This is a genomic window from Cupriavidus mimosae, assembly GCF_023952485.1.
In the GTDB taxonomy this organism is placed as follows: domain Bacteria; phylum Pseudomonadota; class Gammaproteobacteria; order Burkholderiales; family Burkholderiaceae; genus Cupriavidus; species Cupriavidus taiwanensis_C.
In genome coordinates, this window is sequence record NZ_JALHRY010000007.1 from 212,274 (window position 1) to 237,417 (window position 25,144).

Below are 25,144 nucleotides of genomic sequence, written 5' to 3' on the forward strand. Positions count from 1 at the left end.
TGCACCTCGGTTTGGCGCGCAACCCGCGCCGGGTCGTGCGCCGGGTTTCAGTGGCTGGATGGTGCCTCTGCCCCATGGCCGGTCTGTGCGCGGACCAGTTGCGCGTCGAAAGCCTGGCGCTCTGCCTCGGCCCTGGCGCTGCGGTCGAAGCGCGAGCACAGGTATGTGACCAGGAACGCGAGCGGGACTGTGAACAGGGCCGGGTGGTCATACGGAAAGATGGCTGAAGGATGCCCCAGCACGTTCTTCCAGACGGCGGGGGAAAGTATCACCAGCGCGACCGACGACGCCAGGCCCGACGCCACGCCCCAGACCGCGCCGCGGCTGGTCAGGCCGCGCCAGTACATCGACAGCACCAGCACCGGAAAATTCGCCGAGGCCGCTACATTGAAAGCCAGCGCGACCAGGAACGCCAGGTTCTGCCCCTTGAAGGCAATCCCCAGCAGCACCGCGACGATGCCGATGGCGAGCGTGGCCTTCTTGGTGACGGCGACCTCGGCTGCATCGGTGGTAGAGCCGCGCCGCAGGACACCGGCGTAGATGTCGTGCGAGATCGCGGAAGCGCCCGCCAGCGTCAGGCCAGACACCACGGCGAGAATCGTGGCAAAGGCGACCGCCGCCAGGAACCCGAGGAACAGGTTGCCGCCGGTCGCGCTGGCGAGATGCATTGCAACCATATTGCCGCCGCCGAGCAGCTTGCCGTCAACCTGGCCGCCTTCGAAGTAGCGCGGCTCGGTACCGACGATCACGATGGCCGCAAGTCCGATGGCAAACATGGCGAGGAACATGTAGCCGATGCAGGTGCTGGCCACCAGCACGCTCTTGCGTGCCTCGCACGCATTCGGCACCGTAAAAAAGCGCATCAGGATATGCGGTAGTCCCGACAGCCCCAGCACGGTGGCCACGCACAGCGAGAGCGCCGAGACCGGATCGGCGAACAGCGGGCCCGGCGCGAGCAGGGCGGGGCCGCTGCGGTGCACCGCGATGGCCCTGGCAGCCAGCGCTTCAAGGCTGAAGCCAAAATGCCCCAGCGCCAGGAGCATCAGCAACGAGCCGCCGAACAGGAGCAGCACTGCCTTGACGATCTGCACCCATGTCGTCGCGATCATGCCGCCAACAGTCACGTAGATCATCATCAGCACTCCAACCCCGATGACGGCATAGACATAGTCGATGCCGAACAACAACTGCACCAACTCGCCGGCGCCGACCATTTGCACGATCAGGTAGAGCAGCACCACCACCAGGCTACTGGCCGCTGCGATGCAGCGCGTGCTGACGGGATCGAGCCGGTCCGAAATAATGTCGACAAAGGTAAATTTGCCGAGATTACGCAGCCGTTCGGCCATCAGGAACAGCATGACCGGCCAGCCGATGAAAAACCCGACGATATACAGCAGCCCGTCAAAGCCGCGCGCATAGACCAGGCTGACCACGCCGAGCAGCGTAGCCGCCGACATGTAGTCGCCCGCCACGGCCAGGCCGTTCTGCATGCCGGTGATGCCGCCGCCTGCGGTAAAGAAGTCATTGGCGGTCCGGGTGCGCAAGGAAGCCCGGTACGTGATGCCCAGCGTCAGCGCGACGAAGAGCAGGAACATGGCAATGGCCTGGAGATTCATTGTCCGGCCTCCGACAGGATCTGCTGCGCCATCGCTTCCAGCTCGCCGTTGGCCCGGCGCACGTAGAACCACGTCGCCCCCCACCCCAGCAGCATGATCCCAACGGCAAGGACGATGCCAAGGTTGAACAATGTTTCCGGATGAAGCCGCTCGGCCAGGCGCTGGGGCTGCGTTGCAACCGCGAGCATCAGCGCGAGAAAGGGGGCGAGGACTAGGGCCAGCAAGGCCCGCGAGAGGCGAGCGCGTCGGTGGACCAGTTCGCCGAACCTGGGATGGCGCCTGATGCGCTCTGCTGTGGTGGAACTTTGCATTGCTTTGTCTCCTGAAGCGGTTTTTCTAGTGAGAACGCACTTGCCATGCCGGCATTGGCTACCGGCTCATGGGCGGGTGCCGGAATTGGGGGAGGGGGGCGGGGCGGCCTGGTACTTGTCGCGGAGCAGGCGCTTGTTGATCTTTCCCACGCTGGTTTTCTCGATTGCATCGACAAAGAGCACCCGTTCCGGTACCGCATACTTCGAGATCGCGCCACGGCGGACGAAATCGCGCAGATGCTCCTGGATCTCTTCTGTCCCGGCCGACTGTCCCGGCCGCAACACGATCAACGGCAGCGGGCGTTCGCCCCACCGCGCATCCTTGATGCCGATAACCGCCACTTCGCTCACCGCGGCGTGACGCGAAATCAGGTCTTCGAGCTCCAGCGACGACACCCACTCGCCACCGCTCTTGATCACATCCTTGATGCGGTCGGTGATTTTCAGATAACCGTCGCTGTCGATCGAGCCAATGTCGTTGGTATGGAGGTAGCCGCCGGCCCACAGGTGCTCGGACTCCGCCGCATTGCCTAGATAGCCTTGCGTGAGCCACGGTGCGCGGACCACGATTTCGCCGCTGGCCTCGCCATCGTGCGCAACGTCGCGCATCTCGTCATCGACGATGCGCAGGTCGACCAGCGGAACCGGCAAGCCGGTCCTGGTGCGGACGTCGAGTTCGGTGGCGGCATCGCCAAGGAGCGAGGTCTTCACTTGCGCCAGTGTGAGGATGGGGCAGGTCTCGGACATGCCGTAGCCGGTGAACACGTCGATGCCGCGGTCGATGGCGGCCTGCGCTAGTCCCCGCGGCAGCGCCGACCCGCCCACGATGATCTTCATGCCGCTCAGGTCGACCGCGGCCGAATCCGGGTGCGACAAGATCATATGGAGCAGCGTGGGCACGCCGTGGGAAAACGTGACCCGCTCGCCTTGCATCAGCCGCAGTAGGTGATCTGCGGCGTAGCGGCCCGGATAGACCTGTTTCATGCCAAGCGCCGTTGCCACAAAGGGCATCCCCCACGCGTGCACATGGAACATCGGCGTCAGTGGCATGTAGACATCGTCCCGATGCACGCGTCCCTGGCTGGGCGCACCGGCCAGAGCCGCCATGGTGGCCAGCGTATGGAGCACGATCTGCCGATGGCTGAAGTACACCCCTTTGGGCAGCCCGGTAGTGCCTGTGGTGTAGAAGGTCGTGGCCCGGGCGTTCTCGTCGAAATCCGGGAAGGCGTAGTCAGGTGGCGACGCCGCCAGCAGCGCTTCGTACTCGACGCTGAAGCCATCGGGCAAGGGGGCGTTGCTCAGTGCGAAGGTGTCGTCGCTGACCAGAACGAAGCGCTCGACGGTTTCGAGCTGAGCGCGAATTAGGGCGAGCGTTGGCAGAAAGTCGGCATGGACGATCAGCAGCCTGACGCCAGCGTGGTTCAGTGTGTAGGCTATCTGTTCCGGCGACAGCCGCACATTTACGGTCATCAGCACCGCGCCCATCATGGGGATGCCGAAGTAGCTTTCGAGGTAGCGGTGGCTGTCCCAGTCCATGACTGCCACCGTATCGCCCGGTGCAATGCCGAGCGATTGCAGGCCGCTGGCCAGTTGGCCGATGCGGTGCCGCATGGTCCAGTAGCTATGTCTCACCTGACCGCGGTAGACGATTTCCTGCTCCGGGTTGACCGCCAGCGGCGCGTGCAGGAGCTGCTTGATCAGCAGCGGATAGGCGTACGCCGACGGCGTGCGGGGGATCGGGATAGGCCGTGTCACGGAGGAACTCCTTGATCGCTGTGGCAGCGGCCTGGGCAGCATGCCATGACTGCATGCAGCGCCAGGGACGCCGGATGCCTGTCAGCGTAAGCGCCATGGCACGGCTTTCCAGCCCCCCAACAGGGGAGGCACCGGGCATCCCGAGGTTTGCCTCGGGGGGCATTGTGGGGTGCCTCCCCGTTCGGGTGGGTGGCTTGCCAGGCGCAACGGCCTAACCTGCGCTCCAACAACCGCGTCGAAGGAGACTGCAAATATGGCTTCCGCACCTCGGCCTCAACCTGTCTTTCCCGATCTGGAGGGCAAAGTGGCACTCGTGACCGGCGCATTCGGCGGGCTTGGCCGCCACTTCGCGCTGACCCTGGCAAACGCTGGATGCCGCGTAGTGCTTGCCGGCCGCCGACTCGCCGAAGGGGAACGCTTGCTGGCGGAGATCCGGGCGACGGGCGCGGACGGATGCGTTGTTCAACTGGATGTGTGTGATCCCGATTCCGTATCCGGCGCCTTCTTCCGAACCGAGCAGGCGCAGGGTACCGTGGACATCGTCGTCAACAGTGCTGGCGTTGCAACCACCGGGTCCGCGCTAGAGACTAGCGAGCAGGATTGGGCTCGGGTCATCGATACCAACCTGACCGGCGCCTGGCGTGTGGCGCAGTACGCCGCCCAGCAGATGCGCGAAGCTGGCCGGCCGGGCAGCATCATCAACATCGCTTCCATTCTGGGGCTGCGGGTGGCGCAGCAGGTTCCCGCATACACGGCCGCAAAGGCCGGTTTGATCCACCTGACGCAATCGCTGGCGCTGGAATGGGCGCGCCATGGCATCCGCGTCAACGCCCTGGCGCCGGGGTACTTCGCCACTGAGATCAATCGCGCCTTCTTCCAGACAGACGGCGGTCAAGCGATGGTCCGGCGGATCCCTCAGCGGCGCCTGGGACAGCCCTCCCAGCTTGATGGCGCCTTGCTGCTGCTGGCATCGGGGGCATCGGATTACATCACCGGCGCCGTGTTGCCCGTCGATGGCGGGCATCTCGTCAGCACGCTGTGATGCGTCAAGCGATTCTCTACATCAGCCAAAGGACAGCCCAATGAACGATACGACTCACCGCAACTGGGACGCGCTGGCCCGGCTGCTCCTTGCGCGCGGGCTGATCGACCAGGCATCGCTTGCTGCCACCCGGCTTACCGGTGGCCAGTCCAATCCGACCTTCCTGGTCTCCGCCGGTGCACACCGCTACGTGCTGCGGATGAAGCCTGCCGGCCACATCCAGGCCAAGGCCCACGCCATCGACCGCGAGTTTCGCGTCATGAGCGCGCTCCAGGGCAGTAATGTGCCCGTCCCCGCCGTATACCTGTACAGCGAAGACCTGTCCGTGGTTGGCAGCCCGTTCTACCTGATGGAGTACCTCGATGGCAGGGTAATGGTGGACCAGTCGTTGCCGGGAATGCAAAACGCCGAGCGCAGGGCCATCTACGCGGAGATGAATCGGGTGATGGCAGCGCTGCATCGCATCGATGTCCAGGCGGCAGGCCTGGCCGACTACAGCCCTGTCGGTAACTACCTGGCGCGTCAGATTGCCGGATGGACGCGCCAGAGCCGTGCCACTGGCGCGCTAAAAAGTTCCGCCATGCAAGCGCTGATCGGCTGGCTCCCAAGGAACATCCCCGCGGTCGAGGAGACGCGTCTCGTCCATGGCGACTTCCGCCTTGACAATCTGGTCTTCCACCCCAGCGAGCCCAGGGTCATCGGGGTGCTGGACTGGGAGTTGTCCGCGCTGGGACATCCGCTCGTTGATTTTGCCTATCATTGCCTGAGCTGGCATATCCCTTCATCGCTGTGGCGCGGTATCGCCGATCTCGACTTCACAGGCCTTGGTATCCCCAGCGAACAGACATATTTGCAGTGGTATGCCGAAGCCAACGGCACTGCGGGTATCGAACACTGGGACTTCTACATTGCCTACAACCTGTTCAGGCTGGCCGCCATTATGTTCGGTATCGCAGAGAGGGCACGGCAAGGCAACGCTGCCGCTGCGGATGCCGTCGAGACTGGCCGAAAGGCCGGACCGATAGCCGACCTGGGATGGCATTACGCAATGCGCCATGAGGCCATCCGGCATCGTAATGCGCATGCGCTGTCCTGATTGAGGACATGTGCCGACGCCGTTGCACTGGCGCGGGCTGTCTGGCGGCGGGCGTTGCCGCGACTCGCCCACTCGCAGCTCGGGTGGCGCTCACTGTTTGAACATTCCATACTAGGAGTGTCGCCCGCCGCATGGCCCTAAGACTCCGAAAAGGTCCAGTCTGCCTTGCGCCAGGGCCGAGCAGCGTGCCAATCACCGAACGTAGAAGGGGAGGCGAAGCTGAAGATGAAAACGCCAGGCTTGCTCCTCGCCCTGTCACTCGCCATGGGGGCTGCGCCGCACGTCGGTGCAGTCGGATGCGAACATGACATGCAGTGCAAAGGCGAGCGCATTTGCCAACTGGGCCAATGCGTCTCTCCTGCGTCGACAGGCCCGAACGCAGAGCGACCTGTCCAACCACCTTCTGCGACGAAAATCGTCCCGACACCCGAGCCACCTGCAAGGGTTCGTCCGGCGACGGGGAATGTCCCGCCAACCGGACAGCCAGCGAAGACGGCTCCGGCGAGAAAGAGTGGCCCGGCATTTGAACAACCCGCCCAGCCCCCGGTGACCAAAAGTGGCGGGACACCTCAGCAACCCGCCGTAGATTCTCCCGCCATGACGAATACTCCGGCACTTTCGACTGAGTTTCGTTCTTGCTGCACTAAAATCGGCAAACTGCCCCTCGACCGAGAGCTGGACCTGGAGGACGTTGCCACTACCCCCCGTGATTTCTGTCGTGGGAAAACCATCGATGGAATCTCTCTCCCAGGTACTCCGTGCAATTGAAGTACTCACTTTGCGGTTCAAGTGAACTGCCTCAGTAAAGCTCGCACAGGAGACACGCCGACCTGACGCCAGGTCAGTTAAGGCGGACGCATCCGTTGGCCGGAAATTTTTCTTATCTCGTCATCCGAAAAGATTCAGTTCTGAAGCGTCCGGGGCTAACGCTAGAGTTCAGAACAAGACGCACATCGGGGCCCGATCAGAAAACGGAGGATGGCATGAAATGCAAGTCACTACTGACCGCGGCGGCAATGCTGGTGGCAACCACGGCAACATGGGCGCAAACCGAAACCCGCGTGGATGTCACGCAGTCGCCTGAAGGGGCGACTGCGACCGGCACCGCCAAGCTCACCGCCACGATCACCAAGATCGATGCGCCGACGCGGACGGTCCGGCTGAAATCCGGCGACGGCAAGACCAGGGATCTCGTCGTGGGGCCGGAGGCCAGGAACTTCGAGCAGCTCAAGGTCGGCGACACTGTCACGGTGGAGTACAGGGAAGCGCTGACCATGAGCCTCAAGAAGGGCAGTGGTCCGCTTGCCATGCATGAGCGCGAGATCTCGGAGCGCGCCGCGCCGGGAGCAAAGCCGGGCGGCACGGTCGGACGGGAAGTGACCGTCACGGCAGACGTCGTTGCCTTCGACACCAGCGCCAGGACCGTCACGCTGAAGGGGCCAAAGGGACGCACCATGGTCCTGCTGGTAGGGGATCCGACACGCCTCAACGGCATCAAGAAGGGCGACCGGGTCGAAGCGGTCTATACCGAGGCCGTTGCAGTGTCCGTACAGCCGGCTGCGGCCAGGTAGCGCCCCGGAACCCGTCGCTTGCCTCGCCCGCAGTGTTTCAGAACTTCCAGCGGAGAACGGCATGGATGCACTCCGGACATTGCTCGAAACCCAGCAGCTGCTTACGCTGTTCCTCACGGTTGCACTGGGCTATGTCATCGGCGAGATCAATATCAAGGGCGTGTCGCTCGGTTCGGGCGCGGTGCTGTTCGTGGGGCTGGCGATCGGCGGGTTCGCGCCAAAGTCCGCGCCGCCTGCCATCCTTGGCACCCTGGGGCTGCTGCTCTTTCTCTATGGCATTGGGATCCAGTACGGGGAGCAGTTTTTCAAGGGTCTGACCAGCCCGGATGGCATCAAGGCCAACGCCGCGGCGGTCCTTGGCGTGGTTGGCTCCGGACTGGTCGCGGTTGCGCTGGTGCCGCTGGTCGGCGTGAAGCTGGACGAGTCGCTAGGCATGTTCGCCGGCGCGGGCACCAGTACGGCAAGCCTGCAGGCCGCGATGGTGGCGATGAAGAGCGACGGCGCCGCAGTAGGCTACAGTGTCGCGTACCCGGTCGGCGTGGCAGGGCCGATCCTGTTTCTGTATGCCCTTACCGCGCTGCTCAAGCCGAATATCGTGCGGCCGCCACCAAGGCTGATTGAGACCGCTGAGATTGCGCTGACCAACCCGGCGTTTATCGGTGTGCGGCTGTCCGAGGTGGTAGCGCGCCTGCCGGACGGGGTAGCGATTGCCGCCGTGCGTCGCGCCCACCACAACCACCCGTCCGCCGATGACCTGGTCCTGCAGGCCAACGACGTGCTGCTCGCGACCGCCACCGATCCGGCCGTGCTGCGTGAAGCCACCTCGCTGTGCGGAGAACTGCAGCCAGGCCGCATGACGAGCCATCGCGAAGACCTGGACTATATGCGCGTGTTCGCCTCAAGCCGGCTCGTGGTCGGGCACACGCTGCGCGAGATCCGTTTTCCCGAAGGCATGGTCTGCTCGATCGCCCATGTGCGGCGCGGCGATGCGGACCTGATGCCCCGCGATGACCTCACCCTCGAGTTCGGTGACCGCGTCGGCCTGCTGGTCAATCGCGCCCACATGAAGCCGATTCGCGCGCTGTTCGGCGACTCCATCAAGGGCACCGCCGAGCTGAGCTTTATCTCGATCGGCATCGGCGCCGCCCTCGGGCTGCTGGTGGGGCTGATCCCGGTGCCGATTCCCGGCGTCGGCACGCTGGCGCTGGGGCTGGCGGCGCTGCTGCTGGTCGCCCTCGTGCTCGGCCGGGTGCGCCGTCTCGGGCCGTTCGTCTGGACCATGCCGCTGTCGGCCAACCTGGTCCTGCGCAACTTCGGACTGACCATCTTCCTGGCGCAGGTGGGCATTGCCTCCGGGCCGAAGTTCTTCGCCACCATCGGCGTGACCGGGGTGTCCTTCCTGGTCTATGGCGTGGTGATCCTGCTTGCCCTGCTGCTGATTACCGCGATTTTCTGCCTCTGGGTCTTCAGGCTGCCGTTCGACCTGGCGGTGGGTGTGATCTGCGGCGCGACCGGCAATCCCGCCATTCTTGCCTTTGCCAACCGCGTCGCGCCTACCGAGCGGCCCGACCTTGGCTACTCGATGATCTTCCCGTCAATGACCATCGTGAAAATCCTGTTCGTACAGGTCGCCGCCACACTGGCTGGCGGATAGTGCAGGGCAACCTGGGCGAAGCGCGCCATGCGATTCGCCGCGGAGACACATCATGGATATCGCCGTCTTCAGCGCAAAGTCCTACGATCGTCAACATCTCGATGCCGCGAATGCGGCCGAAGGCCATCGGCTCAAGTACTTCGAAGTTCCCTTGGACAGTGCGACGGTGGGCCTTGCCGCGGGCCACGGCGCAGTGTGCATCTTCGTCAATGACCGGGCCGATGCGACCGTGCTGGAAGCGCTCCGACGCGGCGGCACCAGGCTGGTCGCGCTGCGCTGCACGGGGTTCAACAACGTCGACCTGAAAGCCGCGCAGGCGCTTGGGATCAAGGTAGTGCGCGTGGTCGACTACTCGCCCAACTCGGTCGCCGAGCACGCAGTGGCCCTGCTGATGGCGGTCAACCGCAAGATCCACCGGGCCTACAACCGCACGCGGGACTTCAATTTTTCGCTTGAAGGCCTGATGGGTTTCGACCTGTGCGGCAAGACCGTGGCCGTGATCGGCACCGGCAAGATCGGGCGCGTGTTTGCGAAAATCATGGTCGGGTTCGGTTGCAACGTGATCGGCTACGACAAGTACCCGTCCCCGGAATTCGAGGCCCTTGGCGGACGCTACGCGGACGAGGGGGAAATCGGCGCAAGCGCGGACTGCATCTCGCTGCACTGCCCGCTCACGCCCGAGACCCATCACATCATCAACGCCGAAACGCTGTCGCGCGCCAAGCCAGGCGCCTTGCTGATCAACACCAGTCGCGGTGGGCTGATCGACACGGCAGCAGTCATCGAAGCGCTCAGGAGCGGGCAACTCGGCGGGCTGGCGATCGACGTGTACGAGCAGGAGGCGGACCTGTTCTTCCGCGACCTGTCCGGCACCATCGTCGACGACTTCGTGCTGCAGCAGCTAGTCACCTTTCCTAACGTGATCGTGACCGGGCACCAGGCCTTCCTCACGCGCGAGGCCGTGACCACCATTTGCGAAACAACCTTGCGCAGCGTGACGGAGTTCGAAAGCGGCAAGCCGCTCACGAACGAAGTCGGCGTCAGTTGAACATGGCTGTCGGATCGGTATCGCCCGGATAAAAAAATGCGCGGCAGAGCCGCGCATTCAAAATCACCTGACAGATAACGGGGAGCGATCCGCAGGTTTGTGTGCCAGTGTCGCCAGCACACCGGCTAAGCGTGCTGAATGCCTGCCTGATCCGAGGTCAGGCAACACCCCGAGGCGCGTTCACCGCGCAGTAAGCGGGCCGCGTCGTGACCGTGTGCGCTTGTCCCAGCCCGCCTTCCGCTGCCCGTGCGCAGTAGGCGGCCGCGTCCGTCGCCACGCGGGCACAGTAGGCGGCAGCCGTACTTTGAGCCAGCCGGGCGCAATAAGCGGCATCCTTCTTTTCGCTCATGCGCGCGCAATACGCGGCGTGGTCCGTTGCAGCGCGCGCGCAGTAGGCCGCGGAGGTGAGCGGGCTGCCGAACTCGCGCAGGTTCAGCGCATCGCTCGAGGCGGCCATCGCCAGCAGGCGCGCCTCGTCTTCCGGGCCATCGATGCCAACGTAGGGATCGTGATGCAGCACACGGCCGAAGATGCGCATGCAGTCGTCGGCATAGCGCCGGGTATCCAGGATATGCGCATGCCAGAAGGCATCGACCTGCTCGCTGGGCACTGCCGGCGTGTCCGGATACTTCGCGGCCAGCTTCAGGAACTGGCGGTAGCCGTCCTCGGCCTGCTCCAGGGCCGCCGGGGTCCAGTCCTGATGCTGCTGGTGCAACAGCTTGGCCTTCATCCTCGAGAAATCGAGGGCATCGATGTCTTGCCACATGGTTTGCACAGTACGTTCATGCATGATCCAGTTTCCTCTCTTTTTGTTGGACTGCCTGCAATGCGACGACACGACGGCGCGCCTGGTCAGGCGCTCATCGGTTCCTGGCCCCGAGCGAAATCGGAGCCACGCTCCATGCGGCTGGCGAGGAAGGCAGTGATCTTCGCCGGCGGCAACGGATGGCTGAAGTAGTAGCCCTGCACTTCGTCGCAGCCTTCGCGGCGCAGGAATTCGAGCTGTGCCTCGTTTTCCACGCCTTCGGCGACGACCTCCAGGCCGAGCCGGTGGCCCAGTCCGATCACCGCGCTGGTGATCTGCGTGTCGCTGCGGCTTTCGGGTACATAGCGGACGAAGCTGCGGTCGATCTTGACCGTATCGATGGGGAAGCGGCTCAGGTAGGCGAGCGAGGAATAACCGGTACCGAAATCATCGATGGCCAGGCGCACGCCGGTTCGCTTCAGGCGCGACAGCCAGTTCGAAGCCTGCTCGGCATCGCGCATGACCATGCTTTCGGTCAGCTCCAGTTCAAGCAGGTTGCCGGGCAGCGCTGCCTGGCGCAGCGCATCGATGATGGTCAGCCTGAGCGCTTTGTCGGCAAACTGCCGGGCGGAGAGATTGACCGAGACCCGCACCGGCGGCAGTCCCTGGGCCAGCCACGTGGCATTCTGGCGGCACGCCTCGCGCAGCGCCCACGCCCCGATCTCTACGATGGCGCCGCTTTGCTCGGCGAAGGGAATGAAGTCCGCGGGCATGACCAGGCCCAGCTCCGGGTGGCGCCAGCGGATCAGTGCCTCGACTGCAGTGCAGGTGCCGGATGCCAGCGCGATGCGCGGCTGGTAATAGAGCACGAACTCGTCGTTCTGGAGCGCGCGGTGCAGGTGCGACTCCATGTCGATGCGCCGCTGCAATGTAGTGCTCATGCCGCGGCAATAGAACTGGTAGCCGTTCTTGCCCAGCTGCTTGGCACCGTACATGGCCAGGTCGGCATGCTTGAGAAGGGTTTGCCAGTCGTCGCCGTCTTCGGGGAACGAGCTGATGCCGATGCTGGCGGTCATCCGCATCTCGGATTCATTGATGACAAAGGCGGGCGTGAGCACGGCCTGCAGTTGCGAGATGGTCCGGCCGAGAATGGTCGGATCGCCCTTGGGGTCGAGCAGCACGACGAACTCGTCGCCGCCGAAACGCGTAATCAGTTCCACCCCGGGCAGGCCCTGGCGCAGCCGCTCGGCCATTTCGCGGAGCACGGCATCGCCGGCGTTGTGGCCGATGGTGTCATTGACGACCTTGAATTCGTCCAGGTCGACGAAGATCACATGCAGTGCCTGCCCGCCGGCGCGGGCGCGTGCCAGGGCCTTTTCGAACTCGGCCTTGAACATCAGCCGGTTGGGCAGGCCGGTCAGGGCATCGTGGTTGGCGATGAAACGCAGGTTTTCCTCGGCCTGCCGCCGCAGCAGGAAGTGCCCGGTCTGGCTGGCAATGCCGCCGGCCATCGCCAGCGCATGGACATCGGCGCTGCGCCGGGTGCGGGAATAGAGTTCGACCACGCCAAGGGTGACGTGACCCCGGCTCAGCGGAAAGGCGAATACCGTGCGAATGCCACCGCTGGCAAGCCAACCGGCTTGCGCGTGCCTGGCCACGTCATGGAGCCCCGCATACCATTGTGGCGCCGCGATGCCCGTGGCACCCGCCGCACGGGCAGGGCGCGCAGCGAGCCAAGGCTCGAGCGCCTTGGCGCGGCTCAGGCGTACCTGCGGCAGCTTGTTGCCATGACCGTCGTCGGCCGGCCAGAAGGCCCCGGCCTCCCATTCCATGCCTTCCAGCAGGGTGTGGACGATGTCCTCGAGCACTTCGGCTTCACTGTCGGCCGTGGCCAGGTGCAGGGCGATCTGGTGCTCTTGCGCGCGCGCCTGTTCGGCCGACTTGCGCTGGCTGATATCCTGTGCTGTGCCGCGCAAGGCGGTACTGCTGCCTGCCGGACCATGCGCGTGGCAAATCAGGTGCAGCCAGCCGCGCCGTCCGCGTTGCGAACGGTAAGGGCACTCTAGCTCGAACGGCTGGCGATCCCGCACGGCTTTTTCCATCCGTTCCCGCAGCACGGCGCGATGGCTGGTCTCGATCGCCTGGAACAGCGTGTCCGGGCTCGGCCGGTGGCCGCGCCAGCCCAGCAAGCGGCCCATTTCCCGTGAAAAGTGCGCGACGTCCTTGCCCAGGTCGATGCGCCAGTCGCCCAGCTGGGCAATCTGCTGCGCCTCGGCCAGCGCCGCCTGGCTCTCGCGCAGGCTGTGCGTCATCTGGTCGGCGACGGCGACGGCCCGTGCGCGCGAGCTGGACAGGGCGTAAGCCAGCCAGCCCAGCAGCACGGTGATGATCATCCCGGAAACGATCACCAGCGTCGGCAGATAGCGTTGCGGACCGCCGATCGCGGTCGAGTCGGCGGCGAAGGCAATGACCCAGCGCCGTCCGCCGAAATTGCGCGCCACGCTCTTGGCCAGGTTGTCCCGGCTGGCCGCCGCGGCTGCCGGTTCGTCCGCCGGCGTGCCCGCGCGAGGCGCGGCGCGGCCATCCGCGGCCCGGGCCGGCCGCGGCGTCGCCAATCCCGTGCGGCTGTCATAAAGGAGGTTGCCGGCGGACAGGGCATCGGCCGGCGCCGCGACGTCGCCGGCATCATGGACGCGAAAGCGGATCGGGCGCAGGTTCTGGTTGCTGACCAGGTCCCTGAGCAAATCCTCCACGCGAATGCCGGCACCGACCGAGCCGACGTAAGCGGCCCGACGCGCCTCCACGGAATCGAGGTTCAGCGCCTTGCGATACACCGGCAGGCGCAGGGCAATACCCACATGAGGATTGCTGGCCTCGCTGAAGATCAGCCGGCCGCTGCTCACCGATTGCCCCGTATCGCGGGCGCGCTCCAGCGCGGCGAGGCGGCGCGGTTCGGCACCCATGTCGATGCCGAGGGACGGCAGGTTGGTGTCGAGCGGCTCGACATAGGTCAGGACGAAGTAGCCCGGCCGCTGGCCAGGCGGCCGGATGCTGAACGTCACGCCGGCCTCGCGCAGGACCGGATCACTGCGCTGCCCGGCGATAAACGCATCGAGCTCCGGCGCCGGCACGTAGGGCGCGTAGTTCAGCGTCTGGAAACCGGGGTAGCGCTGCGGCAGGTTCAGGCCGACGACAAAGTCGCGAAACTCGCCGCGCGAGACATGGTCGCTGGCGCCGAACAGCGCCTGCATCGTGACCAGCACGTCGGTATAGAGCCGGATCCGCGTATCGATCTGCTGGACCACGTCGCTGGTATCGCTCTCGAAGCGCAACCGCACATCCCGTTCCAGCAGATCGGTGCAGAACGCATAGACGACAGCCGTCGTCAGCGCTCCAAGAAGCACCGTGCCCGCTGTGATGGAACGCGACCCAAGGCGTCCAAGCGGGCTCGGCATGCGCGCAAGCACCTGACGCAACATTGACTCCCCCGGATCCCGACGGTGACCGGTGATCCCGGTCCTCGCCGACGGCTGATACCAAAGATGAACGACGGCCAGGTTCTGCCAAGCGAACCGTGGCTCTAAATGTCTTTACAATCTATATCAAACGGCGGTTAACAGAGATTCAATTTTGCAACGCCGACACCCCACCAAAGCGGGGGGTGAGTTGGTTGCGTGGGGACACATCAACGCAGGGCCGGGCGCGACCCGACTTGCCTTCGATGGGCAGGTGCCGTGGTTCAGAGGCGATGGCGTGGCGGGCGTTGACGCGCGCATCCGGAATCGGCTGCTAGCGAAACCTGAACAGCCCTTGCCAGAATGCCTCGAACGGGCTGCTGGGGATTTCGGCGCGCGCCGTGCCGGCATCCGCCGGCGCTACGGCCTCGTCGCTCTCGGCGCATGCCTGCCGCGACTGATGCAGTGCATGAACGCTGTCGGCAATTTGTCCGGCAAGCTCCGTCTCGCAGTCCTTGCCGAGCAGGACGCCGAACAGGACGTCGCGCGAATGCCCGGCGTCGGCAAAGCGCATCGCGATGGCAACCATCTTCTCGTAATGCTCCTGCGCGACGCGCCTCGCCTGCTCCTGTGCCTGGCGCTCCTTGGCCTCCTGGGCTGCGTGCTCGGCTTGCCACCGGCGCATTTCGCGTTCGAAGACGTCGTCGTAGACCTGGCGCTGTTCGGCATCGGACAGAATCGCATAGGCATCGCGAATCTGCTGGAAGGCGGCATGGCTTTCGGCTTCGCGGCCGGGATTGCGGTCCGGATGCCATTTCATTGCCGCGCGGCGATAGGCAAGCCTGATCTCGTCCACGGTGGCGTCGGACTGAACGCCAAGCGTCGCGTAGAGCGTTGTCATGGGAAGCAGGGCGGGAGGAGGGCGAAGGCGTCCATGCTAGCACGCCTGCCCAGTCCCGAACGCCGGTCAACTTCACTGCAGATGTTGTCCTCCATTGATCGCTATGTTTGCTCCGGTCACGAAGCCGGCCTCGTGCGAGCAAAGATAGGCGATCAACGCCGCCACTTCCTCCGGCTCTCCCAGGCGGCCGACGGGGATATGCGGAATGATCTTGGTGTCCAGGATCTCTTGCGGGACCGCCGTTACCATCTTGGTGGCGATAAAGCCCGGCGACACTGTGTTGACCGTCACACCGCTCCTGGCAACTTCGAGCGCCAGCGATTTAGTGAATCCATGCATGCCGGCCTTGGCCGCGGCGTAATTGGCCTGACCAAAGCCGCCCTTGGAGCCAATGATCGACGAGATATTGATGATGCGGCCCCAGCCGCGCCTGACCATGCCTTCGCACACCGGCTTGGTCATGTTGAATACCGAGTCGAGGTTGGTGCGGATGACCGCGTCCCAATTGACCTTGTCCAGCTTCCTGAAGCTGGCATCGCGCGTGATACCGGCGTTGTTGACCAGGATGTCAGTGGGGCCCAGTTCCTCGTGAATGGCCGCAACACACAGTTGGCACGATTCGTAGTCGGCAACGTCCACGGGATAGGCGTGGAATTTTCTACCGCCTTCTTCCATTCTCGCCAGCCAGGCGTCAACGCCGCTGTTGCCATGCGAATGCGTGACCGCGACGGTGCAGCCCGCATCCTGTAGCCGGACGCTGATCGCTTCGCCAAGGCCGCCCATGCCACCTGTCACGATGGCGATTTTTTTTGTCATGTCTGCGATCCTCTGTGTCTCAAATATGCGGGACATACGCCAGGCCACCGAATACGCCACGGTTCCGGGCGTTGTCCCGGATCGGTATGGGAAGCGGCCTGGCGGCGGCGCCGACAAACGCGGCGGCGGTATTACTCCGCCGTGTGCGGGGCGGGTGCAGTGCGGCGTCGTACGCCCTTGGACGTAGCTTCGGCGGCCGAATCGAAGCTGCTCCCGGCCATCTGCATGGCCTGCTTTGCCGTCGCTTGCATGGAGTCGAAGAGCGCGGTCGTGGCGTTAAGCGCCTCCTGCCAGGCGACGAATGGCGTCATCGAGGTTGCCGGGGCGTTGCTCAGCGCGGTTTCCACGAATCCCTGTACCTCGCGCTTGCCGGCGGCATATTGCACCTCCAGCACCTTCTCGACGTTGGCCTGCGCATCGGCAACAATGTCCTGCACACGGCGCCGATACGCCAGCATCGCTTCGGCCGTGGGTTGGAACAATTGCGCTTGCAGTTCAACGAGTTCTTGCGTGTCCTTGGTCGACAAGGCCTTTCTGGCGCATTCCTGCCCGTCTTCCAGGGTCGTTTTCATGGTCTGGAGATTCAGGTCGACCAACCTGGCGATGCAATCCAGCGACTTGCTGGCCAGCCCCGCCCAGGCGTCGATGCCGGTGATCTGAAGCTTGCTGATTTGCTCAGGGGACCACTTTGTCATGTTGCGTCTCCAGATAAATTCCGCCCCTCGCATCGAGGGCGAGACCAGTGCTGCGTGGAGCGGAGAGTCAAGGCACGACGATTGCCATGCCCGCATTGGCAATGCCGGCTACTCCTTGCCGCGAAAGCAGGCCAGGGAAGTCGACAGTTCCCGAAGGGTTAAAGCAATGCTCTGCAGGCGGTTTGCTGGCGTGCCTTGCCGTCGCTTGCGCGAACACGACCGACCGCTTTGAGAAAGGCGTAGCCTTGAATCGTGACTTGCGGGTGGGCAAGGGTTGGCCCGAGACGTTCGAGCGTGATGAACTGCTTTTCGAGCAGCGCCTGCATATCTGCGCCGTCCAGCTCGGCGGCGTCGGAGTGGTCGTTCACCAGGACCAGCGTGGCGATTTCATGATGACTCAGCACAGTTGTCTCCCAAGCTATAGGTCTATTCTTGCTACGGGACTACACTACACCGCAGGCCTGCCTGGATCGGAAGGTCCAGTCATCGCAGACCACAGACTGGCGACGGCAGGCTTGCCGCTCGCGCCAGAACCTCCATCTTAGGTGCCTATCACCGCGGCTTCAATGTCATCGTCGACGGTCTCGGATATTTTCTTCTTTGGTCCCATGGGTTTCTGATGCGATGGCTCGGGCGGGTTTGCGCAGCGGTATCCCCATTGGTTATTAGCCCGACCGGTCGGTCATTGATTTGCCGGGCGCCGTTCCACGCTGCAAGACAGCGGGGAACGCAAAGGTCGAGCTGCGGCGACGATAGCGGCAAGCCCACCCTCAGCCCATGCCCACCACACTAGACAACAACATCTTCACCAGCACCGCCTGCCGCGTCGCCCCCGTCTTGGCAAAGATCCCCCGCAAATGCGCCCGCACCGTGTTCTTCTTCACGCCCAGCCGCGCCGCGGCCTCATCGAGGGTCAGCCCGTCGACCATCAGCAGGGCCAGCTCGATCTCGGTGGGGGTCAGGTGGAACAGCTTGCGCAGGCTGGCGTGGGTGTTGCGCGGCGAACCTGCGGGGTCGCGGATGAAGACCGCTACCGCGGGGCGGCGGGCCTTGTCCTCGCTGCGGTAGCTGAGCGCGATGGGCCGCACCAGCACGCTCAGCGGCGTGGGCGCGGCGGGCCGGCTGAGCGTGGTGACTTCGCTGCGGGGCGTGGCCAGCGCGTGGGCCTGTGCGGCGCTCTCCAGGATCTTGCGGAACCTGCGGTTTTCCATCGGGCAGTGCGCGTGCAGCGCGCCGTCCGCCAGGTAGAGGCCGTCGCGGGCGCGCAGCAGGCGGCCGGCGACGTCGTTGCTGCGGATGCAGCGGCCGTGCTCGTCCAGGATGACAGTGCCCACCTGCATGCGGTCGACCGCATCGGCGTAGAGGGACCGTTCGGAGGCCAGCACGTCGAGCGCGGCATGCAGGTCGACCGCGCGTTTCAGGTGCGGCAGCAGGTCCTGCAGCAGCGCCTTGTCGGCAGCGCTGAAGTCCTGCCCCGCCGCGGTGCGGCTGATGAACAGCGCGCATTCGACGCCATCCGGCGTGACCAGGTTGGCTGCCAGGATGTAGCGCAGGCCGAGCGGCTGCAGGTATTGCGCGTAGAACGGGTGCGCCAGCCAGCCCGGTTCGCCGAACAGTTCGTCGGCGCTGAAGAGCCGGTCGGGGTGCAGGTCCAGGAAGGGGCACAGCGCGTAGTATTGCTCGCTGTATGAAGGCTCGCCGGGCAGGTGGGGGCCGTAGTCGGAGGCGTTGACGATCAGGCCGGGGCGGTCGGTGGCGGGGTGGCGCAGCACCAGCGTGACGAAGGCGGCGGCCAGGCGCTGGCGGAGGCTTTCGAGGAAGGTGGCCCAGGGGACGGGTTCGGTGGGGCCCTGGTAGAGTTGGGCGAGGAGGGCGCTGAGTTCGGCGGCGGGAAGGGAAGCTGGCAGCATGGTCGAGGTGATTCGGTGGACCGCCGGTGTGCTTCCCTCTCCCGCCTGCGGGAGAGGGGCTGGGGGAGAGGGCCGGCGGTGGCAATGCCGACGGGCTGCGCTTCGTCGACGCGCTCGCCCTCACCCCAACCCTCTCCCGCAAGCGGGAGAGGGAGCACGCAATCGGCCGTGCAAGTGCTTTGGCCTCAGGCGGGCACGGTGAGCATTCCCGGCAGAATGTCGGTTTCGTCCATCGTACCCACCCCCACCACCGCCTCATCGTCCGTTCAGCCTAGGGCCTGTCCCTGAGCCATGCGACGATCCGCTGCGCCGCCTGCTCGGCGCTGTCGCCGGTGGTGTCGATGCGGATTTCCGGATGCTCGGGCGGCTCGTAGGGCGAGTCGATGCCGGTGAAGTTCTTCAGCTCCCCGCGGCGTGCCTTGCGGTACAGGCCCTTGGGGTCGCGCTGCTCGGCCACGGCCAGCGGCGTGTCGATGAAGACTTCGATGAACTCGCCGTCGCCGGCGAGCGCGCGCGCCATCTCGCGTTCGCAGCGGAAGGGGGAGATGAACGACACCAGCACGATCAGCCCCGCATCCAGCATCAGCCTGGCGACTTCGGCCACGCGCCGGATATTCTCGATGCGGTCCGCTTCGGAGAAACCCAGGTCCTTGTTCAGGCCGTGGCGCACGTTGTCGCCATCGAGCAGGTAGGTGTGGTGGCCGAGCGCGTGCAGGCGCTTTTCCACCAGGTTGGCGATGGTGGACTTGCCGGCGCCGGAAAGCCCGGTGAACCAGACGATGCGCGGCGACTGGTGCTTGAGCGCGGCATGCGCGCGGCGGTCCACGTCGATGGCCTGCCAGTGGACGTTCTGCGCCCGGCGCAGCGCAAAGTGCAGCATGCCGGCGCCGACCGTGTTGTTGGTCAGGCGGTCGATCAGGATGAAGCCGCCCAGTTCGCGGCTGCGCGCGTACGGGTCGAACGCCACCGGCTGGTCCAGGTGCAGGTTGCATACGCCGATCTCGTTCAGCTCCAGCGTGCGCGCGGCCAGGTGCTCCAGCGTGTTGACGTTGACCTTGTACTTTGGCTGGGCCACGGTCACGCCCACGGTGCGCGTGCCCAGCTTGAGCAGGTAAGGACGTCCGGGCAGCATGGCGTCCTCGTTCATCCATACCAGCGTGGCCTCGAACTGGTCGGCCACCGCGGGCGGGTCTTCAGCGCAGGCCAGCACGTCGCCGCGGCTGACGTCGATCTCGTCGGCCAGGGTCAGCGTCACCGCCTGGCCGCGCATGGCGTGGTCGCATGCGCCGGCGGCGCCGACGATGCCCGTCACGCGGCTTTCCCGGCCGGAGGGCAGGGCGCGTACGCGGTCGCCACGCCGGATCACGCCGGCGCTGACGGTGCCGGCAAAGCCGCGGAAGTCCAGGTTGGGGCGGTTGACCCACTGCACCGGCAGCCGGAACGACTCGTCCTGCGCGGGCGCGTGATCGATCGGCACGCTCTCCAGGTGGTCCATCAGCGTCGGGCCCTGGTACCACGGCGTATTGGCGCTGGGCGCGGTGATGTTGTCGCCGCGCAGCGCCGACATCGGAATGCAGACGATATCGGTCAGTCCGATCTGCCGCGCGAACTCGCGGTATTCCTTTTCGATGCGCGTATGGACCTCGCGCGAGTAATCCACCATGTCGAGCTTGTTGACGGCCAGCACCACGCGCCGGATGCCCAGCGTGGCCACCAGGTAGCTATGGCGCCGCGTCTGCGTCTGCACGCCGCGGCGGGCATCGACCAGCAGGATGGCCAGGTCTGCGGTGGAGGCGCCGGTCACCATGTTGCGGGTGTACTGCTCATGACCCGGGGTGTCGGCGACGATGAACTTGCGCTTGTCGGTGGCGAAGAAGCGGTAGGCCACGTCGATGGTGATGCCCTGTTCGCGCTCGGCGGCCAGGCCGTCAACCAGCAGCGCAAAGTCCAGGTTCTCGCCCTGCGTGCCCATCTTCTTCGAGTCGGCTTCGAGCTGGGCCAGCTGGTCTTCGAACAGCATCTTCGATTCATACAGCAGCCGGCCGATCAGCGTGCTCTTGCCGTCGTCGACGCTGCCGCAGGTGATGAAGCGCAGCAGGCTCTTGTTCTGCTGGGCACGAAGATATTGAGCGATCTCACTCTGCGTGCCGGCGGGTTGCGCCATCGGCGCGTTGTCGATCAGGGTTTCCATCAGAAGTATCCCTCCTGCTTCTTCTTTTCCATCGAACCGGCCGAATCGCTGTCGATCAGCCGTCCCTGGCGCTCCGACGTGGTCGCCCGCAGCATTTCCTGGATGATGCCGCCGAGCGTGTCGGCCTCGCTCTCGATGGCGCCAGTGAGCGGATAGCAGCCCAGCGTGCGGAAGCGCACCTTGCGCAATTGCGGGGTTTCGCCCGGACGCAGCGGCAGGCGTTGGTCATCGACCATGATCAGCGTGCCGTCGCGTTCGACGACAGGCCGCTCCTTGGCGAAGTACAGCGGCACGATCGGAATCTCGTTCAGGTAGATGTATTGCCAGATATCGAGCTCGGTCCAGTTCGACAACGGGAACACGCGCAGGCTCTCGCCCTTGCGCTTGCGCGTGTTGTACTGGCGCCAGAGTTCGGGGCGCTGCATCTTGGGGTCCCAGCGGTGCTGCGCGGTGCGTACCGAGAACACGCGCTCCTTGGCGCGGGATTTCTCTTCATCGCGGCGTGCGCCGCCGAAGGCCGCGTCGAAGCCGTAGTGGTCCAGCGCCTGCTTCAGGCCCTGCGTCTTCCACACATCGGTATGGACGGCCGAGCCGTGTTCGTGCGGGCTGATATTGCGCGCCAGTCCCTCCGGGTTGATGTGCACGCGCAGGTCCAGCCCGAGCCGGGCCGCGGTCTGGTCGCGGAATGCGATCATCTCGCGGAACTTCCACGTGGTATCGACATGCAGCAGCGGGAACGGCGGCCGCGCGGGATGGAAGGCCTTCATCGCCAGGTGCAGCATCACCGCGCTGTCCTTGCCGATCGAATAGAGCATGACGGGGTTCTCGCACTCCGCCACCACTTCCCGCATGATGTGGATGCTCTCCGCCTCCAGTTGCTCCAGGTGGGTCAACATCGGGGTCTCCTCTTGGTTTGCCGGCGCCGCGCAGGGTTGTGCGGCTGCCTGGCATGGGCAAAAGGTAGCGATCCGGGGGCCTGCGCCACTTCGTCCGGGCGGACTAAGAAATCGCGGGCCGCGGCGCGCATTTCCTAGTCCACCCGGACGAGGAAGGAGCCGTGCTGCGCTGGGTATCGTTGCTGCGCCGACCAACCACGGGAGCAGGCAGATGGCGACCTCCGCCGAAGACCAATTGCTGAGCGGCCAGACCTGGGCCGATTTTTGCGACGTACTGAAGCGCAGCGGGCAGCAGATCCTGCGCCCGGAAGCGCCGGCGGACGCGCTCACGCGCGCCGAGGGCTTCCGCTACCTGAGCCGCTTGCTGCGCATCGCGCTGGAAATGCATGTGGAATTTGCCGATCCGGCGTTCCCCGGCTTGTTCTCGCCGTCGCACGAGACCGCCAAGATCGGCGCTGACAATCCGGACAACCTGTACCGCTACGCGCGCCTGGACGGCAACGCGGCGTACCGCATCCGTGGCCGGCGCGGGACGGTCGCGTATCTGAGTTTCGGCACGCAGAAGGGCGGCTACGAAACCGACGGACGCATGGTCCAGACCGGCTTTATCGACAGCAACCGGCTTGCCGTGGAGCCGGACGGCAGTTTCGAGATCACACTCAGTGCTCAGCCGCAAGCGGGCAACTGGGTGCGCATGGAGCCGGCCACCAATGCGCTGGTGGTGCGCCAGACCTTTCTCGACCGCAAGGCGGAGACGCCGGCGCAATTGCAGATCGAGCGTATCGACGCCAACGGCAAGCCGCCCGCGCTGAGCGCGGAGCGTTTGCACGCCGGACTGCTGCGTGCCGCCGGTTTTGTCGAGGGCACCGCGCGCATCTTTGCCGACTGGGCCGCGGGTTACGGCGGCCATGTCAACGCGCTGCCGCCCGCGGACCAGGCGGTGTGCCAGGCGGCGGGCGGCGATCCCAACATCTTCTACTACCACTCGTGCTGGCGTCTCGCCGATGACGAGGCGCTGGTGGTCGAGGTCGAGCGGGTGCCGGAGTGCGAGTTCTGGAACTTCCAGATCAACAACTACTGGATGGAATCGCTCGACTACCGCTACCACGACATCTGCCTCAACAAGCACGGTGCCCGGCTCAACGCCGACGGCGGCGTCACGGTGATCCTCAGCGCGCGCGACCCGGGCCTGCCCAACTGGCTGGAAACCGCCGGCCATCACAACGGCACCATGTGCTGGCGCTGGGTCGGCGCGGCGCAGCCGTCGCATCCGCGCACGCGCGTGGTCAAGCTTGCATCGCTCAGGGAGAACAACGCATGAATGCCATCAACGTGGAACGCCTGCTGGCGCAGGCGAGCGGGCAGGCCGGCGGCCTGGACGACTTCGGCCCGGGCAACTATCGCGAGGCGCTGCGGGTGCTGTCGGATTCGCTGGCGCTTGAGGCCAACCTGTCGGCGCAAGGCGCGCACATGCTGCAAGACAAGCTGCGGGCCCAGTTGGTGAACCGGCTGGTGATGCAGGACTACTGCCGGCGCCATCCGGAAATCCTGCAGGAGCGGGTGGAAGACCCGCTGGTCATCGTCGGCCTGCCGCGCACCGGCACCACGCTGCTGCAGCGCATGCTGGCCACCGACGCGCGCTTCAGCTCGGCCGCCTGGTGGGAGACCCGCTATCCGGCCCCGCTGCCGGGCGAGGACGTGCGCGACCCCAGCCGGCGCATCGCCGCGGCGCGCGAGGAAGTCGCGCAGATGATCCGGTTCATCCCGGACATCCTTGCCATCCACCCGCTCGACGCGATGGCCGCCGACGAGGAGTTTATGCTGATGGAGCATTCGTTCCTGTGCGCGATGGATTCCTACGCCAACGTGCCGGCCTACACCGGCTGGCTGGCGCAGCAGGACCACACCGAGGTCTATGCCTGCCTGAAGACCATGCTGCAGTTCCTGCAGTGGCAAAAGCGCCAGCGCGGCGAGGCCTCGACGGTGCCGGCGCAGCGCTGGGTGCTGAAGACCCCGCAGCACCTGCATACGCTGGAGGTGCTGTTCCGCGTGTTCCCGGGCGCGCAGGTGGTGCTGACCCACCGTGATCCGCTGCAGACCATTCCATCGATGGCGAGCATGGCGCATACGCTGTGGCAGCTGTACGCCGAGGATCCGGACCCGGTCACGGTGGGCCGCCAGTGGAGCGCACAGATGCGGCGCGGCACCGACCACGCCATGGCCGTGCGCGACGCCATGCCCGCGGACCGTTTCCTCGACGTGCGCTTCGAGGACACGGTGCGCGATCCCTTCGGCGTGGCGCAGGCGGTCTACCGCTTCGCCGGCATGCCGCTGACCGAGGCCGCGCGCGCCGGCATGTGGGCCTGGATGGAAAGCAACCCGCGCAACCAGCGCGCGGTGCATGCGTATACGCCGGAACGGTTCGGGCTGAGCGAGGCGCAGCTCGAGCGCGATTTCGCCGGTTATCGGGCGCTGCACATCCTGAACCGCCAGGCGCCCGGATGATCGGTGCAGCGGAATTCAGCACCTCAGACCTTCCAACTCCCGCTTGCGTACTCCCTCTCCCGCCTGCGGGGAGAGGGGAGCAACCCGGCCTTTCTGACAGGCTCTAAAGACCACCAAAACCAGGAGACACCAACATGCTGCTGAAAGACAAGATCGTCATCGTATCCGGCATCGGCCCCGGCCTGGGCATCAAGCTGGCGGTGGAAGCGGCGCGCGAAGGCGCCCGCGCCGTGGCCATTGCCGCGCGCACCGAAGCGAAACTGGACCAAGCGCAGGCCCGCATCGATGCCCTCGGCGCCGATTGCGAGGTGCTGAAGGTGGTGACCGACATCACCGACCGCGCCCAGTCGCGCCACCTTGCCCACGAGACCCTGCGCCGCTTCGGCCGCATCGACGCGCTTGTCAACAGCGCCTTCCAGCACGGCAATTTCCCCGAGCCGGTGGAAGCGGCCGACCTGGACGTCTGGCGCCAGGTGTTCGACACCAATGTCTTCGGCACCATGACGCTGACGCAGGAGGTGGCGGCGCTGATGAAGCCGCAGGGCGGCGGCGCCATCGTGATGATCAACACCCAGGCCACGCGCAAGCCGATGCCGGGCGAATCCGGCTACGCCGCATCCAAGGGCGCACTGGCGGTGGCGGTCAAGTACCTGGCGCGCGAGCTGGGGCCGCATGGCATCCGTGCCAACAGCATCTTCATGGGCTGGATGTGGGGCGCGCCGGTGCAGGGCTATGTGCGCCACGCCGCGGCGGAGCAGGGCGTGAGCGAAGACGCGGTGATCGCGCCGGTGACCGCACAGATCGCGCTGGGGCGCATGCCGACCGACGACGACTGCGCGCGCGCTGCGCTGTTTCTCGTGTCAGACTACGCCAAGGCCATCACCGGCGCCTCGCTGGACGCCAATGGTGGCGATTTCATGCCCTGAGCCCACAG

Annotated in this window: 20 protein-coding genes; 8 read left to right on the forward strand and 12 right to left on the reverse strand. The window is 65.4% G+C overall.

All coding sequences use genetic code 11. The features are described from left to right. Positions 1-47 precede the first annotated feature (47 nt). The 3 genes from actP to MKD50_RS15390 form a co-directional block, all read right to left on the reverse strand. A complete protein-coding gene (gene actP, locus MKD50_RS15380) occupies positions 48-1,619 on the reverse strand; it encodes a cation/acetate symporter ActP (protein WP_252667543.1) in 1,572 nt (523 codons plus the stop codon). Then, a complete protein-coding gene (locus MKD50_RS15385; RefSeq protein ID WP_252667544.1) occupies positions 1,616-1,930 on the reverse strand; it encodes a DUF485 domain-containing protein in 315 nt (104 codons plus the stop codon). The genes actP and MKD50_RS15385 overlap by 4 nt, the downstream gene beginning before the upstream one ends. Before the next feature lie 66 nt (positions 1,931-1,996). Then, a complete protein-coding gene (locus MKD50_RS15390) occupies positions 1,997-3,685 on the reverse strand; it encodes a fatty acid--CoA ligase (RefSeq protein WP_252667546.1) in 1,689 nt (562 codons plus the stop codon). Between the two features lie 253 nt (positions 3,686-3,938). On the opposite strand from MKD50_RS15390, the gene MKD50_RS15395 reads away from it, so the two are divergent. The 5 genes from MKD50_RS15395 (at position 3,939) to MKD50_RS15415 (ending at position 10,096) form a co-directional block, all read left to right on the forward strand. Continuing rightward, on the forward strand, positions 3,939-4,727 hold the full coding sequence (locus tag MKD50_RS15395) for an SDR family NAD(P)-dependent oxidoreductase (protein WP_252667548.1): 789 nt from the start codon (positions 3,939-3,941) through the stop codon (positions 4,725-4,727). 40 nt (positions 4,728-4,767) lie between these two features. Further along, positions 4,768-5,823, forward strand: coding sequence for a phosphotransferase family protein (locus MKD50_RS15400; protein WP_252667550.1), 1,056 nt, complete (start codon positions 4,768-4,770; stop codon positions 5,821-5,823). Positions 5,824-6,806: 983 nt separating this feature from the next. Further along, on the forward strand, positions 6,807-7,394 hold the full coding sequence (locus tag MKD50_RS15405) for a hypothetical protein (RefSeq protein WP_240071701.1): 588 nt from the start codon (positions 6,807-6,809) through the stop codon (positions 7,392-7,394). Positions 7,395-7,455: 61 nt separating this feature from the next. Further along, entirely contained in the window at positions 7,456-9,048 is a 1,593-nt protein-coding gene (locus MKD50_RS15410; RefSeq protein ID WP_252667551.1) for an aspartate:alanine exchanger family transporter, read from the forward strand. A gap of 52 nt (positions 9,049-9,100) precedes the next feature. Continuing rightward, positions 9,101-10,096 carry a 2-hydroxyacid dehydrogenase gene (locus tag MKD50_RS15415; RefSeq protein WP_252667553.1) on the forward strand — a complete coding sequence of 332 codons (996 nt, stop codon included), beginning with the start codon at positions 9,101-9,103 and terminating at the stop codon, positions 10,094-10,096. Positions 10,097-10,253: 157 nt separating this feature from the next. Here MKD50_RS15415 and MKD50_RS15420 read toward each other — a convergent pair whose 3' ends face one another. The 9 genes from MKD50_RS15420 to cysD form a co-directional block, all read right to left on the reverse strand. Then, positions 10,254-10,886 (reverse strand): glycine-rich domain-containing protein, encoded by a 633-nt coding sequence (locus MKD50_RS15420; protein WP_252667555.1) that lies wholly within the window; start codon positions 10,884-10,886, stop codon positions 10,254-10,256. 62 nt (positions 10,887-10,948) lie between these two features. Continuing rightward, entirely contained in the window at positions 10,949-14,296 is a 3,348-nt protein-coding gene (locus MKD50_RS15425) for a bifunctional diguanylate cyclase/phosphodiesterase (RefSeq protein ID WP_252667557.1), read from the reverse strand. 334 nt (positions 14,297-14,630) lie between these two features. After that, on the reverse strand, positions 14,631-15,197 hold the full coding sequence (locus MKD50_RS15430) for a J domain-containing protein (RefSeq protein ID WP_252667559.1): 567 nt from the start codon (positions 15,195-15,197) through the stop codon (positions 14,631-14,633). 72 nt (positions 15,198-15,269) lie between these two features. After that, positions 15,270-16,013 (reverse strand): acetoacetyl-CoA reductase, encoded by a 744-nt coding sequence (phbB, locus tag MKD50_RS15435; protein ID WP_252667561.1) that lies wholly within the window; start codon positions 16,011-16,013, stop codon positions 15,270-15,272. Between the two features lie 131 nt (positions 16,014-16,144). Then, positions 16,145-16,708 carry a TIGR01841 family phasin gene (gene phaP / locus MKD50_RS15440; protein ID WP_115699801.1) on the reverse strand — a complete coding sequence of 188 codons (564 nt, stop codon included), beginning with the start codon at positions 16,706-16,708 and terminating at the stop codon, positions 16,145-16,147. Between the two features lie 158 nt (positions 16,709-16,866). Beyond that, on the reverse strand, positions 16,867-17,112 hold the full coding sequence (locus MKD50_RS15445; RefSeq protein ID WP_115699802.1) for a hypothetical protein: 246 nt from the start codon (positions 17,110-17,112) through the stop codon (positions 16,867-16,869). Positions 17,113-17,478: 366 nt separating this feature from the next. Next, a complete protein-coding gene (locus tag MKD50_RS15450) occupies positions 17,479-18,618 on the reverse strand; it encodes a helix-turn-helix transcriptional regulator (protein ID WP_252667563.1) in 1,140 nt (379 codons plus the stop codon). 271 nt (positions 18,619-18,889) lie between these two features. Beyond that, positions 18,890-20,809: a sulfate adenylyltransferase subunit CysN gene (gene cysN / locus MKD50_RS15455; protein ID WP_252667564.1), complete on the reverse strand. Its 1,920-nt coding sequence runs from the start codon at positions 20,807-20,809 to the stop codon at positions 18,890-18,892. Continuing rightward, positions 20,809-22,035, reverse strand: coding sequence for a sulfate adenylyltransferase subunit CysD (gene cysD / locus MKD50_RS15460; RefSeq protein ID WP_371925353.1), 1,227 nt, complete (start codon positions 22,033-22,035; stop codon positions 20,809-20,811). The genes cysN and cysD overlap by 1 nt, the downstream gene beginning before the upstream one ends. On the opposite strand from cysD, the gene MKD50_RS15465 reads away from it, so the two are divergent. The 3 genes from MKD50_RS15465 (at position 21,917) to MKD50_RS15475 (ending at position 25,136) form a co-directional block, all read left to right on the forward strand. Continuing rightward, positions 21,917-23,026 (forward strand): DUF1214 domain-containing protein, encoded by a 1,110-nt coding sequence (locus tag MKD50_RS15465; RefSeq protein ID WP_252667566.1) that lies wholly within the window; start codon positions 21,917-21,919, stop codon positions 23,024-23,026. The two genes, cysD and MKD50_RS15465, sit on opposite strands and share 119 nt — an antisense overlap. After that, on the forward strand, positions 23,023-24,210 hold the full coding sequence (locus MKD50_RS15470) for a sulfotransferase family protein (protein WP_252667568.1): 1,188 nt from the start codon (positions 23,023-23,025) through the stop codon (positions 24,208-24,210). The genes MKD50_RS15465 and MKD50_RS15470 overlap by 4 nt, the downstream gene beginning before the upstream one ends. 134 nt (positions 24,211-24,344) lie before the next feature. Next, positions 24,345-25,136, forward strand: a complete 792-nt coding sequence (locus MKD50_RS15475) for an SDR family oxidoreductase (RefSeq protein ID WP_252667570.1) — start codon at positions 24,345-24,347, stop codon at positions 25,134-25,136. The last annotated feature ends 8 nt before the right edge of the window (positions 25,137-25,144 follow it).

Coding starts and splice junctions, on each gene's coding strand:
- phaP (WP_115699801.1), bottom strand. CDS start 16,708: ATGACAAAGTGGTCCCCTGAGCAAATCAGCAAGCTTCAGATCACCGGC.
- MKD50_RS15395 (WP_252667548.1), top strand. CDS start 3,939: ATGGCTTCCGCACCTCGGCCTCAACCTGTCTTTCCCGATCTGGAGGGC.
- MKD50_RS15425 (WP_252667557.1), bottom strand. CDS start 14,296: ATGCCGAGCCCGCTTGGACGCCTTGGGTCGCGTTCCATCACAGCGGGC.
- MKD50_RS15410 (WP_252667551.1), top strand. CDS start 7,456: ATGGATGCACTCCGGACATTGCTCGAAACCCAGCAGCTGCTTACGCTG.
- MKD50_RS15420 (WP_252667555.1), bottom strand. CDS start 10,886: ATGCATGAACGTACTGTGCAAACCATGTGGCAAGACATCGATGCCCTC.
- MKD50_RS15430 (WP_252667559.1), bottom strand. CDS start 15,197: ATGACAACGCTCTACGCGACGCTTGGCGTTCAGTCCGACGCCACCGTG.
- MKD50_RS15450 (WP_252667563.1), bottom strand. CDS start 18,618: ATGCTGCCAGCTTCCCTTCCCGCCGCCGAACTCAGCGCCCTCCTCGCC.
- MKD50_RS15475 (WP_252667570.1), top strand. CDS start 24,345: ATGCTGCTGAAAGACAAGATCGTCATCGTATCCGGCATCGGCCCCGGC.
- MKD50_RS15400 (WP_252667550.1), top strand. CDS start 4,768: ATGAACGATACGACTCACCGCAACTGGGACGCGCTGGCCCGGCTGCTC.
- MKD50_RS15415 (WP_252667553.1), top strand. CDS start 9,101: ATGGATATCGCCGTCTTCAGCGCAAAGTCCTACGATCGTCAACATCTC.
- MKD50_RS15385 (WP_252667544.1), bottom strand. CDS start 1,930: ATGCAAAGTTCCACCACAGCAGAGCGCATCAGGCGCCATCCCAGGTTC.
- phbB (WP_252667561.1), bottom strand. CDS start 16,013: ATGACAAAAAAAATCGCCATCGTGACAGGTGGCATGGGCGGCCTTGGC.
- MKD50_RS15405 (WP_240071701.1), top strand. CDS start 6,807: ATGAAATGCAAGTCACTACTGACCGCGGCGGCAATGCTGGTGGCAACC.
- MKD50_RS15470 (WP_252667568.1), top strand. CDS start 23,023: ATGAATGCCATCAACGTGGAACGCCTGCTGGCGCAGGCGAGCGGGCAG.
- MKD50_RS15465 (WP_252667566.1), top strand. CDS start 21,917: ATGGCGACCTCCGCCGAAGACCAATTGCTGAGCGGCCAGACCTGGGCC.
- cysN (WP_252667564.1), bottom strand. CDS start 20,809: ATGGAAACCCTGATCGACAACGCGCCGATGGCGCAACCCGCCGGCACG.
- actP (WP_252667543.1), bottom strand. CDS start 1,619: ATGAATCTCCAGGCCATTGCCATGTTCCTGCTCTTCGTCGCGCTGACG.